Annotated in this window: 13 protein-coding genes; all 13 read right to left on the minus strand. The window is 42.1% G+C overall.

Annotated elements, in window-relative coordinates; all coding sequences use genetic code 11:
• Positions 1-13 precede the first annotated feature (13 nt).
• The 13 genes from GVK32_RS16340 to galF all read right to left on the minus strand — a co-directional run bounded on the left by GVK32_RS16340 (position 14) and on the right by galF (position 15277).
• A complete protein-coding gene (locus tag GVK32_RS16340; RefSeq protein ID WP_159870250.1) occupies positions 14-481 on the minus strand; it encodes a GDP-mannose mannosyl hydrolase in 468 nt (155 codons plus the stop codon).
• Positions 474-1439, minus strand: a complete 966-nt coding sequence (locus GVK32_RS16345) for a GDP-L-fucose synthase (RefSeq protein WP_159870247.1) — start codon at positions 1437-1439, stop codon at positions 474-476. Before GVK32_RS16345 ends, GVK32_RS16340 begins: the two co-directional genes overlap by 8 nt.
• 5 nt (positions 1440-1444) lie before the next feature.
• Entirely contained in the window at positions 1445-2563 is a 1119-nt protein-coding gene (gmd, locus tag GVK32_RS16350) for a GDP-mannose 4,6-dehydratase (RefSeq protein ID WP_159870244.1), read from the minus strand.
• Positions 2564-2731: 168 nt separating this feature from the next.
• A complete protein-coding gene (locus tag GVK32_RS16355) occupies positions 2732-3271 on the minus strand; it encodes a putative colanic acid biosynthesis acetyltransferase (RefSeq protein ID WP_159870241.1) in 540 nt (179 codons plus the stop codon).
• The gene (locus GVK32_RS16360) at positions 3264-4430 is read right to left on the minus strand and encodes a glycosyltransferase (RefSeq protein WP_159870238.1); all 1167 of its coding nucleotides are present in this window, start codon (positions 4428-4430) and stop codon (positions 3264-3266) included. The genes GVK32_RS16355 and GVK32_RS16360 overlap by 8 nt, the downstream gene beginning before the upstream one ends.
• Before the next feature lie 137 nt (positions 4431-4567).
• On the minus strand, positions 4568-5527 hold the full coding sequence (locus GVK32_RS16365) for a glycosyltransferase (RefSeq protein WP_159870235.1): 960 nt from the start codon (positions 5525-5527) through the stop codon (positions 4568-4570).
• Positions 5528-6748, minus strand: coding sequence for an O-antigen ligase (locus GVK32_RS16370; RefSeq protein WP_159870232.1), 1221 nt, complete (start codon positions 6746-6748; stop codon positions 5528-5530).
• A gap of 209 nt (positions 6749-6957) precedes the next feature.
• Complete coding sequence (locus GVK32_RS16375; RefSeq protein WP_159870229.1) at positions 6958-9132, minus strand: polysaccharide biosynthesis tyrosine autokinase; 2175 nt, start codon at positions 9130-9132, stop codon at positions 6958-6960.
• An 11-nt stretch (positions 9133-9143) separates the two neighbouring features.
• Entirely contained in the window at positions 9144-9578 is a 435-nt protein-coding gene (locus GVK32_RS16380) for a protein tyrosine phosphatase (RefSeq protein ID WP_159870226.1), read from the minus strand.
• Positions 9579-9580: 2 nt separating this feature from the next.
• Complete coding sequence (locus GVK32_RS16385; RefSeq protein WP_123551692.1) at positions 9581-10717, minus strand: polysaccharide export protein; 1137 nt, start codon at positions 10715-10717, stop codon at positions 9581-9583.
• A 116-nt stretch (positions 10718-10833) separates the two neighbouring features.
• Complete coding sequence (locus tag GVK32_RS16390; RefSeq protein ID WP_159870223.1) at positions 10834-12267, minus strand: capsule assembly Wzi family protein; 1434 nt, start codon at positions 12265-12267, stop codon at positions 10834-10836.
• A gap of 1027 nt (positions 12268-13294) precedes the next feature.
• Positions 13295-13924 carry a phosphatase PAP2 family protein gene (locus tag GVK32_RS16395; protein WP_159870220.1) on the minus strand — a complete coding sequence of 210 codons (630 nt, stop codon included), beginning with the start codon at positions 13922-13924 and terminating at the stop codon, positions 13295-13297.
• A gap of 462 nt (positions 13925-14386) precedes the next feature.
• Positions 14387-15277 (minus strand): UTP--glucose-1-phosphate uridylyltransferase GalF, encoded by an 891-nt coding sequence (gene galF / locus GVK32_RS16400; RefSeq protein ID WP_156728755.1) that lies wholly within the window; start codon positions 15275-15277, stop codon positions 14387-14389.
• Positions 15278-15853 lie beyond the last annotated feature (576 nt).

The raw sequence follows: 15853 nt of genomic DNA on the forward strand, positions 1-15853 counted from the left end.
CTCAGATAAAATGTTATGAAGTCGTTCGAAAATAATCCTTAGTATAATCATGCACTTTAGGATGATTAAGAATATCAGCTTTCGGTATCCAACTATATGACGAATGTTGTTCCACTGGGAGTTTAAGCTCATCATTATTCAGAAAGAGCTTATAGCCCAAAACAATATAATGGGTTGAAAAATCACTCCCGGAGAAATTATCATCATAGAAATGCTGATAAACACTAAGGAATTTAGCTGAACTCAATGACTGGGCAATCCCCAATTCCAGCTGAGTTAGTCGAATGAAAGCTTCATTTATTGTCTCATCCTTTCTTATCCGTCCACCGGGAACGAACAAACAACCCCTCGCAGGTCTGTTGACCCTTTCACCTAGTAAAATTTCACTATTAGAATTTTCAATAATGAGATCAATTGAAATCAGAGGAGCATGTTCAACAATAGTTTTGAAAATACTATCATCCAAAAAAACTCTAGTCACGGAATTTACCCTGGTTAGCTAAAAACCACTGATATGTTTTTGTGAGCCCTTCTTCCAGGTCAATACTGTACTTCCATCCCAAATTCTGAAGACGGCTCACATCCAGGAGTTTGCGGGGAGCACCATCAGGTTTTTCGGCATCAAAAGTAATTTTGCCTTCAAAGCCCACAACTCGCGAAATTGTTTCTGCAAGTTCCCTTATTGTACAGTCGATCCCCGTGCCAACATTGATATGAGACAGCATAGGCTGAACATTCTGGTTAAGAGTCTCAGTATCTAACTCCATCGCGTAGATAGAAGCTCCAGCCATGTCATCAACATGGAGAAACTCCCTCATCGGCTTACCGCTGCCCCATACGATGACCTCAGAAGCGTTTTGCTGTTTGGCTTCATGGAATCTGCGCATCAACGCTGGGATTACATGCGAGTTACTCGGATGGAAGTTATCGTTCTCACCATACAGATTGGTAGGCATCACGGATCTGTAATCACGATTATACTGGCGATTATAAGACTCACATAATTTGATACCCGCAATCTTAGCTATCGCATAAGGCTCATTGGTTGGCTCAAGAGTCCCTTGTAGTAACTGCCCCTCGGTAATAGGCTGAGTTGCTAGTTTAGGATAAATACAGGATGAGCCTAAGAACATTAACTTTTGAACACCGTTATTATGCGCAGCATTGATAACATTATTTTGAATCATTAAGTTCTGATAAATGAAATCAGCTGGATAAGTATTGTTAGCAACAATACCCCCAACTTTTGCTGCTGCAAGATACACCTGGTCTATTTTGTTTTTACGGAAAAAGTCGTTAACGCTATTGGTATCAAGTAAATCAAGTTCATTTCTGTCAGCGGTAATAATTTCTACATCATCCCTGGCAGATAAGTTCCTGACGATGGCCGAACCGACCATCCCTTTATGACCAGCAACATAGACCTTGCTTTTAATCATCTACTTTACTCCTGAGACAGCGCTACATTGAAACCATGAGACTTCAATAGTGAGTGTTTCTTAGCGGCTTCCAGATCGTGCTGCACCATCTCGACGACCATCTCCTGAAGGGTAGTTTCTGGCTTCCAGCCAAGTTTTTTGTGCGCATTTGATGGATCGCCCAGAAGAGTTTCTACTTCTGCTGGACGGAAATAACGTGGGTCAACTGCCACGATCACATCACCAACTTTAACACCTTGGGCATTGTCACCAGTAACGCTTTCTACAATACCTTTCTCATCAACACCTGTACCTTCGAAACGTAAAGTAATACCCAGTTCGGCAGCCGCAAACTCAACAAACTGTCTTACCGAGTACTGTACGCCGGTAGCAATAACGAAATCTTCAGGGACTTCCTGTTGCAGCATCAGCCATTGCATTTTAACGTAGTCTTTTGCATGGCCCCAGTCACGCAGAGAATCCATGTTACCTAAATACAGACAAGACTCCAGGCCTTGAGAGATGTTTGCTAATGCGCGGGTAATTTTACGGGTTACAAAGGTTTCACCGCGACGTGGAGATTCGTGGTTGAACAAAATACCGTTACAAGCATACATACCGTAGGATTCACGGTAGTTCACAGTAATCCAATACGAGTACAGCTTTGCTACTGCATATGGTGAACGTGGGTAGAATGGCGTGGTTTCTTTTTGTGGGATTTCTTGCACCAATCCGTACAGTTCAGAGGTTGAAGCCTGGTAGAATTTCGTTTTTTTCTCTAAACCTAAGAAGCGAATTGCTTCCAGCAGTCGTAATGTACCGATCGCATCAACGTCAGCAGTGTATTCCGGGGATTCAAATGAAACAGCAACATGGCTCATCGCCCCCAGGTTATAAACTTCATCTGGTTTAACTTGCTCTAAAATACGCGTTAAATTCGATGTATCAGTCAAGTCACCGTAATGCAGATGAAGCTTAGGATTTGGGGAGTGAGGATCCTGATAAATGTGGTCTACGCGTGAGGTATTGAAGGAGGATGCACGTCTTTTGATCCCATGAACTTCATAGCCTTTTTCAAGTAAAAACTCAGCTAAGTATGAACCGTCTTGGCCAGTAATACCGGTAATCAAAGCAACTTTAGACATAACTTTCCCTTATTTATTTTCGAGCTATATTGAAAGAAATTGTAAAAACAACTTAGCACTCAGTTGTGTTTTTTATCAACAAATATTTAGTTAGCTAATTTAATTTATCAATACTTAATTTTACTTTTATAAAGTAAATATAAATAAATCCTATACCAGCATTTGAATTTAGATGTCTTTCATTATTCTATCTTTAACCTTTACACAGGGATTCCCGTCATAAACAGCCCAGGGTTCAAGGTCTTTTTTTGCGACAGAGCGGGCACCAAGTACAGCGCCCTCACCGACATTCACATTTGGCCCTACAAACGCTTCAGCACAGATCCATGCCTTTTCGTTAATGGTAATAGGACACAGAATTAACTCATGCTTTCTACTTTGATATCGATGCGAACTGGCACAAAGTGAAGCATCCTGGCTGACCGTACTTAACTTACACAGTTTAATCGTTCCTTGATTGTAAATATTTGCATTAGGGCCAATGGTCGTCTGCTCCTCCATGATAAGATTTTTAGGGCTCCAAATTTTACTGGATCCGTAGACTCGACAGCTAAAAGAGATTTTAGCCCCAAACAGTTTAAGAATAAGGACTCTCCATTTAAAAAATGGTCTTGGGGAAAACCTAAAAAAGAGGAGATTAAATACAGCCCAAACCACACGATAAATTTTGTTTTGAAGAGAGAAGCTAGACTTGGTTATCTCATCCATTTATAACCCTTTCATTTATGATTTTTTCGAATGATTTTGCAACTTTGGAAATTTCGAATTTATCATCGAAACACTTCTTCGCATTAATTCTCATTATTTCCTGTTCTTCATCACTGAGTTCAATAAATTCTAACATTTTTTTACTGAATGATTCCACATTATCATCAGCAATTAATCCGGAATTTTCAGCTTCTATCTCACGCCAGATATTTACTTTATTCGATATCAGTACCGGTAATGAAGCAGAGAGAGCTTCAGCCACTACGATGCCAAAGTTTTCCTGGTGAGATGGTAATGTAAATACTTTACTCGCAAAGTATGCCCCCCATTTTTTCTCACCCTGAAGCATCCCACCCCAAGTAACCACATCTTGTAAACCAAGCTGCTTTGTTTCTACCTTTAAAGATTTTGCATATTCACTATCATCAGGGCCGGCAAAGAATACATGATAACCCTGCGCACGTTCTTTAATTTTAGCAAATGCATTCAATAGAATATCACAGCCTTTTTTCTCGTGAATTCTACCTACAAAGAGTATTAATTTTTTATTTCTTAGCTCAGGGTAGCTTGCATAAAAGGTTTCCACCGAGGAGCTTCTTTCAAAAGTACTTCCTGCTGTGCCATAAGCTGTTACACTCTCATTTGGCGTGTAGAAAGGGAACGATTCCCTGGCTAAAATTTTCTCTTCTTCACATGTAAAGACCACCGAGCGTGCTTTATTAACCACCCTTTTTTCAAAAAGCATCCAATAGATCATCTTCTTAACATGCTTAAGTGGATAGGCTTTTTTGAACCACGGATCTAACATGCCATGTGAATATAAAAGATAAGGCACTTTTTCATTAAGGCAAACCGAACTGGTTACAACACTGTGATATTGCCATACACCGTGAATTATGACTAAGTCATATTTTCTTACGTTTTGAGTTAGCCAATTTTTGAGGTTTTTTGAGTAAGAATAGCCCCCCTTTCCCTCACCAACATTGAAAACTTTTAAATTAGAATTTGCAGGGCTTATATTATTCTCATCATCCATGCAGACAATATCGCATTCTATATTCAATTGCTGTTTTTGAATTTCATTTTGAATTTGTCTGATACCTTCAGATGGCCCACCTTTTTTAGGATCCATTGATGGGATTACACGAAGAATTTTCATATGTATCCTTTTTAAAATGAATTATGTTTAATAGCAGCAATTATTTAATTATTTAATTATTTAATTATTTAATTATTTAATTATTTAATTATTTAATTATTTAATTATTGTTGATTTTTAATACTGACAGGGTAAAGTTATTTAATTATTACCCTGAGAGAGTTGATGATAGTGTCATCACTAAATTGGCTCGTAAACTCAGCACTCATTATTTTTTGTTTTTTTGGTAAGTTTTGTAACGCACAGCCAATGTCTCCAATACCATTAACTAGGATCAGCTCTCCATTATAGACATTAAGTGAATTATAAAAATCACTTTTCACCGCGATGACCGGTGTTCCGGCTGAAATAGAGAAGAAGAAGCTGCCACTGACGATCATACTTTTGCTGTCAGAGGGTAAAATTGAGTATTCAGCTCGACTTACTAAATTATACGCCTCTTCATCACTGATAAATTTATCAACGATCTCAATTTTTTTTCCCGCTGCTAATGTCTTCAACTGAAAACAATAATTTTTATCATCAGAACTACCGGCTATAATCAACTTCAGGTCTAATGGCCAGCTTTTTATTAATTCATCCAGTTTCTTATATTTTTCAATACGCCCAAAGCATACAAAATACTTTTCATCGTCAATCTCATTTACTGATGAAACAGACTTCAGATCATAAAGCGGGTGAGGAACATAAATCCTACCGGCTGAACAAGCAGATTTTGAATGTACAATGGTATAAGAGCTTTTACTCTCAAAGTAGTTCATTACTTTTACACTAAGATTCTTATTTCCATCCAAAATATTATGCGGATAAATATTATGGCGAACATAAATTACTTTCCTGGCGGAATATCTCATTATCGAAAACCATAACATTGAGATAATGAAAGACAAAAAATCAAACTTCCCATCTTTACCAAAGCATCTATTTTCCAGCCAGTTAAATACGATAAAGTCATATTTATTTATTGAAAAAAAAGTGTTCTTCCAATTCTTAGGTGATATCGGAGTTACATCACCAAATTGACCAAGCAAATCACGCATACGAATCGTATAGGAATTTTTTTCACTAGGTGGTGGGAAATACCCTATTTTTTTCATTTAATCTTCACTCTCTGATTGTTTCTTATTGTTTTTCGCACGCGTATAAGAAGCAGAAATCATTGCCAATACTAACCAATAAAGTCCCTGTATTGAATCTAACCGCCATGACCAACCAAGCATACCAAAGAAGGCGATTGACAGGATAGAAACGCCTGATGCGTACAATATCTTAGAGTCATACGGATCTTTTAGTCTGATTCCTTTAATAATCAGTCTCACAAAATAAAAATTCATGAACATAAACAGACCAAAACCTAATATTCCTGTTTCTGACATTATCAACAAATAGATATTATGAACAGGATGAGGCCACCAACTGGATATATTGGTCACATCATACTTTGTCATGACGGTGGTAAATGTATTAAGACCGATGCCGAAGAATGGGTGACTGGTGATCATTTTCAGTGCTATCTCAGCCAGTACAATACGAATTTCACCACTTTCATCCGGTGCATTTATGAACCTATCGTAAATAACACCAAAATAGGTATCAATAAAAATAAATGCTGCAGTAAGCAAAACGGCACAAATCGTAATTTTGCTGAAAAACTTACCTTTACTGAACAATGAGTGGAAAATCATCAATAGCGTAGCAACGGCTATCATTGCAATCCCTGTTCTGGCGAATGAAAGCACAACGATTACTACCGAAATGAAGTATCCAGCCATGAATACCATTTTCCTGAAACCACTCTTGTTCATCGCCTCCATCCATAAGAATGGGCAAATTGTAACAATGAACTGAGAAAGCGTACCTGGATGCCCTAATGTACCAGCCGAACGATATAATTCGCCATCAACGTTGTTAAGTCCAACTTCATCACCGCCTTTTCCTGAAATCGTCACGCCAAATACTTGCTGTATTAAGGAGGTGATTAACTGAATAACAATAACCACAAGAATTGCATTAAATAAGGTGTCGTAGTTTTTTTCATTATTGAGCAGTGCGAATTTAATAATTAAAAAGACGATAAAGAACTTCATATACCTAAGAAGTTCAAGCGATGACCAGAAATATGAATCACCAAAAATGAAGAAGATAGCATTGCAAAATAAATATAGTGCAATAATTTTGACATCTGTTGTGAGCTTAATTTTTGTGTTTTTATTAAAAACAACGATCAATAATAACTTCACAATCAGGTATGAAAACAAAGGAATATCAAATGGAGAAATCGCAACTTCTGCACCACCGTAGTGGTCAAGTTCTGGCATCAGTCTCCATCGTCCAGGGATAGCCAAAGAAAGCACATATGTATATATAAATATTCTTTCTAACATAACGTTCCTGATTATCGCGAAAGTTGTAGATATTGAATGAAAAATTTAACCACACAGTATAATATCATTCAATATATACAAATATGCTCTTTAGTTTCATGTAATCAAGGACAACCTAGATTGTCCTTGATTCATAGACTTACTTACTTATCACTCTCATATTTATATCCATACTCTGCATATGAACCGTAAGAGTAATAATTTGCAGCACGTTTCATTACGCCGTTGATGATAACACCCTTCACTTCAACACCAACGCGTTCAAACCGTTGATAACAGATTTCCACTTCCTTAACTGTATTAGTTTCAAACTTAGAAATTAATAGGGTAGTACCGGAAAGTGCACCGATGATTACGGCATCTGTTACCGCCAACACAGGAGGGGTATCGACTATAACTAAGTCATATTCCGCACCGGCTTTTTCTAACAGGTCTGTCATACGATTCCCCATCAGCAGTTCAGATGGGTTAGGTGGGTTGCTACCCCTGACAATCAATGTAAGGTTATCGACTCCTGTCGGCGATTTAACTTTATCGTAATCAATAACGCCGGCGAGATATGCAGATAACCCCGTTCCTTTATTAGTCAGACCAAATGCATCATGCAAATGACCCTTTCTCATATCGGCATCAATGACCAGCACTTTTTTGCCCTGTTGCGCAATAACCGCTGCTAAGTTGAGGCTTGTAAATGACTTATCGATTCCAGGTGTAGCACCTGTAATCATGATCACGTTGTTTTTAGCTTCAAGCATTGCGAAGTGCAGACTGGTTCTTAAACCACGAATTGCCTCAATTGCCAGGTCTGCGGGGTTATTAATTGCAAGCAAACCTTCTGGACGATTGTCGTTTTTCACACGTTTCTGACCATTTCGTGACTGCCAGTCAGAGAAAGGAATCGACGCATAAACATTGACGCCAATCTCATCAAGCTGTTCAGCGCTTTCAATTCCCTTATGCAGCAGAAGTTTCACAATCACTGCGCAAACCGACAAAATTATCCCAATAAACAAAGAGATAGCTAGGATTAGTAATTTCTTTGGTGCTACTGGATAATCCTGGATTAACGGATTATCAACAATCCTTACGTTACCAACGGTACTGGCTTTATTGATTCTCAATTCCTGTTGCTTATTAAGCATCTGCATGTAAACAGCTTGACCTGACTCTACGTCACGCGTCAGTCTGAGAATTTCTTGCTGCACTTTCGGTAATTTTTCTACGCGCTTACCTAAGTTAACTTTCTCTTTCTCTAAAACTGCTCTCTTCTCAAGCAGTGCTTTGTACGCTGGATGTTGCACTGTGTACAGTTTTGAAATTTCAGCCTCTCTGAATGTTAACTGATTGAGCTGGGACTCAACCGAAACCATCGTATCCAATACAGATTTAGCTTCCAGTGACAAGTCAACGGAGTCATTCTCCTGGCGAAACTGATTAAGTTTGTCTTCATTTTCATCAAGAGATGCTCTCTCTGCAGGCAGTTGCTTTTCTAAAAACTGCAAACTTTTATCAGCTTCTTCTGATTTTCTCTCAATGTTTTGCAACAAATAGTTTTGCGTAATACTGGATAAAACTAAATTAGCTTCCTTTTCACTTTCTGCGTCATAGCTAATTTGTAAGATTCCACTGTCTTTTCCTTTATCACTGACAGAAAGATTCGATAATATATTAGCAAAAGTTTTTTGAATGGTCTGTTTAGTCATATTAAATGCATCACCAGGCTCAGCATCAATATCATTAACCAGCAGCTCTATACCATCAGTTGATAAAAGCTTACCTTTAGTTCCGTCAAACTTACCGACGTCAGGAACATCGAGGGTGTAGTGGTTATTATCAACAACCGTCACTTTCATCGAAACATTTAACAGTTCCGCTGGAACCGTAAATCTGGCGATAGAAAGACTTTCTTTTGCTGTTTTCTTTGACTCCCCAAAAATCCTCGACAGGCCTTTCCCGACGACCGGGAAGTGATCGTGTTCTAATCGTGTAGTCAAATCCAGGTCATCTATAGTTTTACCGATAACCAATCTGGATTGGAGAAGCTGGGTTTCAGCTGATGATTCAGGTTGGCCCGTTGGCAATACATCAGAAAGGCTACTCAGAATATTGCTACCAGTTGACTGCTCAACTTGTATCAGCGCATCACTCCGATAAATCGGTGTTGCCAGCAGAGCATAAATGAGCCCAAAGAAAACGCACAAAGATGTAATACCGAAAATCAACCGTCTGTTATCGATGAAGACGCCTATCAACCTACTGAATTCAATCTCATCATTATCTTTGGATGATTGTCTGGTCTGCTTGATTCTTTCAGTCATAATATTCCTAACTATCTCTGTAACATTTCAGCCCATTTTAAAGCTGATTCGTTTAAATGATTATAGGCAAATTCATATGCTTCTAATGATTTGCCATAAGGGTCAGGTGTTTCTTTACGGTCAAGCCAATGACCAAAGAACATTACTTTCCCTCGAATCTCTGGAGATAATTTACACACATACTCTAGATGCTGTTTCTCCATAACCAAGATTAAATCGTTTTCCTGACAATCAGCCTTAGTGATCTGTCTTGCAACATGACTCTCCAATGATAAACCATGACTTTTTGCCACCTCCACAGACATCGAATAAGCAGGTTTCCCGACCAGAGCACCTATTCCTGCGGACGTGATTTTTAAGTGAGCAAGCTCTCGCCTCAATAGCCGCTCACCAGTAGGTGAACGACATATATTGCCCGTACATACAACTAAAATAGAGTTAAACATGGTCAGTTCCAGTTTCTAACGAAACGTACAGCCTCGGTCATCTCATGCACCCCATTAATAGTTGGTACCAGCTGAGAAATCACACGATTCCAACGAACAATAGGCGCTGATGTTACATAGACAATGTCATATGGTTGCAATTGGAATTCAGTTCCAAGAACCATTGCCGATGCATCTTGCGCATTTAATTGATATATGTTGGCAATCTTCCCTTGCTTATCGGCTTTCATTTGCCGGATAACAAACACACCTGTAGCATCACTCAATGATTGAGATATTCCTTCGGCATTACCCAAGGCTTCAGCTAAAGTCATGCCACTACGATCCATCTTCATAGTGCTCTGTTTACCGACCTCACCCATAACAAAGACTTTAAGGTCATCATTCCGAGGTATAAAAAGTATATCGCCAGGATAGAGTAACTGATTCTGTGTCAAATCACCTTTTTGCATTAGCGCATATAAGGATACTTTTTTATCCTTACCATTATGTGTTAAAACAACATTCCGCCAGTCGGCATCAGGTGCGAGTCCACCGGCAGCATTAATTGCATCCATCACCGTTAGTGGAATATTTGTAATGGGTTGCTGCCCAGATTTCATTACCTCTCCTGTAACATAAGCTTTTTGTGAGCGGAAAGCAGCTACACTAATGTCAACCTGTGGGCTTTCGATATAGGTAGTAAGGCGATTAGCAATATCCTGGCGTACCTGACTTAGCGTTTTTCCAGCAACCTGAACTTTACCAATATACGGATAGAAGATCGTACCATCTGCATTCACCCAGTTGCCGGTATCGCTTGCGCTACGATACTGGCCTGCCGGTGTTGTCAGTTCCGGATGATCCCATACGGTCACCATCAATACGTCACCCACACCAATTCTATATTCGTAGCTTTTAAGTAGATTATCTAGCTGAGGGTTTGGACGGGCTATCAAACTTTCAGGCCGAAGATTGTCTATCAAACCCGGTGTCATTGGGTAAACATTAACCAGTTTATCCAGATCATAATCACTGTCCGGTAGTTCAACCACATTCTTGCGCAGACTATTTAATCCCTGCCCTGGAATAATGGTACAACCCGCTAAAAATCCAATTGCCAATGCTAATGCCGAAAATCTAACGATTTTTGTCTTCATAATGTCACATCATCAGTAAACCAAAATTTGCCAATTTCTGAGCTGCTATTCATATGCCAGTTTGTTGCTACCTGACAGAGAACATCACTTTCTCTTCAATACTTGCAGCAGCCAGCCTATAAACTAAACGGTATTTCAATCCCTGCACTAGCCCCGACATCATCGCTATCACTACGATTCGCGTCGGTATACCATAATGAAGTATTCAGTCGTACTGTTTTATACACGTCCCCGCTCCAACCTAACTGTACACCTTTTAAGGTGTCAGAATGAGGGAACGCCTGATTAATTGACTGATCTTTCGGATTTACTTTCGCATATACAAGACGTGAACTCCAACGCTGATTGTCTTCGGTTACAAGTTCAATTTTCCCGGCAAACAACTGCCCGTCACCGCCCATCGCATCACCTAAAGGATACCCCTGCTGATAATAGCCATCTTTATAGATGTGGTGCGTATAGCTGTATCCTGTGCGATTCATATTGCTACGCGTATCGTGCGCTTCTATATACCAGTTAACCGCATCTTTACCCCAGCCATGATGTCCTTCGATCCCACCAAGGAACATATTTGCCGACGGCAGGTAGCCAGCCTCATCTTCACCAATCATCTGTCCGTAGAAACTTACCGGCCAGCCCAAGGTAGGCTCAAGCTTGAATTTGAAATCAAACCCAGCCAGCTGGTTACCCGGTTCATTATCGGTACCAGTATTGTCCTGGCCGGTGAAACCATCCCAGAAGCTGCTAAACGACTGTGGCCGCCCCTCCCCACCCCACTGCATAATGCGTGATGCACCCAGTTCAAGAGACTGGAACGGCGTGAAGGTCAATCGCCCACCAATAATCTTGGCATGCGGCACTGCGGTATATTGATTCATCTGGCTGGCGGAGATCTGATACTGCCATGGGCCAATCCAGCGCAGCCACCAGGTTTCCGGTGCAGCCTGCTCGGCACGCTGCATTAAAAAGCCGGTCATCGGCCTGGCGGCGTCGCCGCGGATTAGGCTGCCTTCATAGCCAGGGCCCCACCACTGCTGCACCTGGCCAAACGACAGCCACTGGTTCCAGAACTTCACGGCGCCATAAGCACCATTCGCATTAAAGCGAGAACCGTTGCTGATACGCTCTCCGCCTTCAACATTTCCCTGGAGATGAACGTCCCACCATTCGCCGCTATTATTGAAGGCCAACGAGAGCGAGTTATCCGCAGACTGGCTTTGGCCAAAGCCCTGCGGCGTTCCGGGCTGGTCTGTCGAGGTATAGCCGCTGACGCGGAAATCCGCTTTCAGGGAAGAGAGGCGTTGGTTAATGCGCGCCAGGACAACCTGCTCTGACGAATAGGAAGGCTTTGCCTTCTTCAATGCGCGGGTAATCTCTTCCTGGCTCAGAGGCCAGGTTGAAAGGCTAAGCTGGATAACACCCCGGTCGGATAGCCACGACAGGTCGTTACGCAGCTCGTTATCATTCGTTACCAGGCCAGCGGCAAAAACCGGCGAGCTCACCGAGGTAAGCAGCCCGAGAGCAAGTGCTATACGCGCAATTTTCATCATTATACAAGATCCATTTTTTAGCCCCACCTGCAAACAGACACGGTTGCGGGGAATGTAGGTATTGAGAGCGTACTCTGACGCCAGCCTTCAGTATGTTTGTGCCACATCTATACTGCAGCAACGGTCACCGGGGAGCGATAGAGTAAATCATCGGTGTAACGCTGCCGCCTCAGCGGTTGATAATCGTTCATCTCGCATATAATGCAAGCAAAAAACGCGCGTAGCGTTATCAAGAACTATTCTTTACTGTGTTTAGCCGTGGCTGGCGTGTTGCTGCAGATCGCACCGACTATTCTCTGAAAGCGACTCAGTATATACGGGTCGTCAGGATATTCACCTGCTGAGGCAGGTTTTAGGAATTTCGCACGCCTGAAGAAGGCCTTGTTGAAAGGGTTTGAGTACTTTCTGAAACGCTACCGCCCTTGGCTTAACAGCTACCAATGCACTGTACTTCCTTTTTTAAGCCAAATGACCGACTTCATGTCCGTCGAATAATTAATCACTCACTATAATTTTAGCGGCATCAAGTGTACGAGATTATGCCGTCAAATGGGAGAGCAAATGAAAATTATTTACTCATTAAAACCCATCTACCTGGACGCTAAAATCATACACACGCTTGGCATTAAGCTTATTAAGCAGCGTAGTAAAATTTGTAGACTTAACATTCATAGCAGTAGGATAAATCACTAAACCCATTGTTTTTTATAACTTTTTACAGACAGCAACACCAATGAATTCATTCCCTATCCGCTCCGGTCAACTACAAAATCTAATAGATTTAGCTTAGCGATTATACTTGACAAACTTAATTTAAAATCAGACGGTAATCTTATCGTTCTATTTAGGAATCATCTCACAAGCATTATAAAAAACATGGATATTGCTTAGAATGTAGTAGCACCTGTTTATTTCACGAATATGAATCAGCTCCGCCCGCTTAATCAATCTGCAGCTATCCTGACCCTAGCGCTATGTCCGGGATATAGAGCGATGCCCGTAAGCTCAACGCATGTCTTTGGCGGAATCAATAAAAGTACTTATGCAGATCCGCGCGGGTAAAGGGTTTTTCCAGCGGGCCAATCTTCACCGCAATTTCACCCAGTAAGGACTGGGTTGGCGCCTTTACGCCAGTGTTAAGCAGCAGGACGGGGATCATCATTACGCTGAACACCCCGCACCACGAAAGCTGTACATTCCCCGCTCGCGATGTCCGCGATTGCAGCAGGAGGAACAATGCGCTGCCGCTCGCGCCAAGCAGCAGGCCTGCGACCACTTCCGAGGTGGAGTGGGCGTGAATCATTAATCTGGAGTAACCCACCAGCGCCGCCAGGGCATAGCCCACCACGACGGCGGCGCGACGCACTCCTGTTGTAGCACGAGAGAAAAGGAGCCATAAGAATATCGGCCAAAATGCGGCTGACAGAGCGGTATGTCCGCTAAAACCGGTAAAGTCGAGTTCCCGAATTCCGATGCCCCAGCCCATAAAGGCCAGTTTAGATGCGCTAACGATTGCGCCAGTGATACCGAACAAGAGTGCCCAGTGACAGGCCACCTGCCGGGATGGTGCCCGCAGGAACAACACAATCAACAGTACCGCCGCGCTAGGTAGCAGCACGGTGCTATCGCCAAAAAAGGAGACAAATTGCCAGCTCATTTACTTTTCATCCTTTGACGATATCTCCTGTTCATAGCGTTTTTCCACGATGTTTATGTGGGCATGCATATCCATAAACTTCACATTTTTATGCATGCATAACCGTTGTTTAATGCGTAAGTATGATCTCAGTCAAGTTTTATTTTTTTATGTACGCCGGGACTACGCATCTGTTTTAAGAATAATCTCACTAAGTAGTTCTTCATTAAGATTAAATTCTGCTCATCTGACCATTACGCAGTCTTGCCGTTATCCGCGCACAACCTGTTCCACACGGCTTATTTCGCATAAATTTAGTGAAATGCTTATCTAAAACCTCTAACACATTGATTGTATGTGTTATTTTAGATAACTATTTCTTTCAGGCTAAAGCTTTCTAACCGGCTACAGAAGCATCGCGGGATTTACCTTCTTAATTTTGCTTCCGTAGCCCGCTATTTTTACTGCGTCGCCGTCACGTCATTAGGCAAGCAGCTTCTTAATGCTCTCGCGGAATTTGTTGCCTTCTTTATGGTTACGCAGCCCGTAATTAACGAATGCCTGCATATAGCCCATCTTCTTACCGCAATCGTAGCTCTCGCCGGTCATCAGCATAGCGTCGACGGACTGCTTTTTCGCCAGCTCTGCGATGGCATCCGTTAACTGAATGCGGCCCCATGCGCCCGGCGCAGCGCGCTCCAGTTCACTCCACACGTCGGCAGAGAGAACGTAACGGCCTACGGCCATCAGGTCGGAGTCCAGGGTCTGCGGCTCATCCGGCTTCTCGATAAACTCGACAATGCGGCCAATCTGCCCTTCCGTTTCCAGCGGTTCACGGGTCTGAATAACCGAATACTCTGACAGATCGCCGGGCATTCTCTTCGCCAGAACCTGGCTGCGCCCCGTTTCATTAAAGCGGGCAACCATCGCCGCAAGGTTGTAGCGCAGCGGATCGGCGCTGGCATCGTCTAATACGATATCCGGCAGCACGACAACAAACGGGTTATCGCCAACAATCGGGCGGGCGCAAAGAATAGAGTGACCTAAACCAAGCTGCTGCCCTTGACGTACGTTCATAATGGTAACGCCCGGCGGACAAATAGCCTGCACTTCGGCCAGCAGCTGGCGCTTCACGCGCTGTTCAAGCAGCGCTTCCAGCTCATAGGAGGTATCAAAATGGTTTTCAACAGCATTCTTGGATGAATGGGTAACCAGCACAATTTCCTTAATGCCGGCGGCAACAATTTCGTCAACGATGTACTGAACCATAGGTTTATCGACGATCGGCAGCATCTCTTTGGGGATTGCCTTAGTTGCCGGTAACATATGCATACCTAACCCTGCTACCGGAATAACCGCTTTCAAACTTGCCATTCTCATATCCATCCGTAAGTTATAGATCTTTCTATGCCTGTCAGACCGCATGTATCAACGGCATTTATTGCTGATAATACAGGTTTGCGACCGGCCCGACTTCCCGTCAAATTCTGAATTTACGCGTTTAACCAGAGAATACACTGAAAGTATGATGGCCGACAGGCCGATTTAAGAAAATTCTTATGCCATTTATATCGTTGGATCGCAAGCCGCGCTCATCGTGACTGACCCTACTTATCCTTCCATCTCCACTCATAAGATTAAGCTATGTATCAGTAAACGCAAAATAACACCAACCACTTGATATAACTTAATATTTTATAATTCAGGCGCGCAGAAACCGCCCGCTGAATAGCGCTCAGCGCTCCGTTAAAATGAGCGTGAAGTTGAGATACTTTGAAATATTCACCCTATACCTGACCAGGAGATATGCCTGCCATTGCCATATAAATCTATCGATATCCTCATATATAAATGGATATATCACAAGCCACGCAAATAGGTAGTAGGAAAAACTATTCACCGCCATGATGCAGCCAAATAGCCGCCGGCACCTCGTACCGCGATACCAGC

This window comes from Klebsiella sp. 18074 (genome assembly GCF_902705905.1).
Classification (GTDB): Bacteria; Pseudomonadota; Gammaproteobacteria; order Enterobacterales; family Enterobacteriaceae; genus Klebsiella; species Klebsiella terrigena.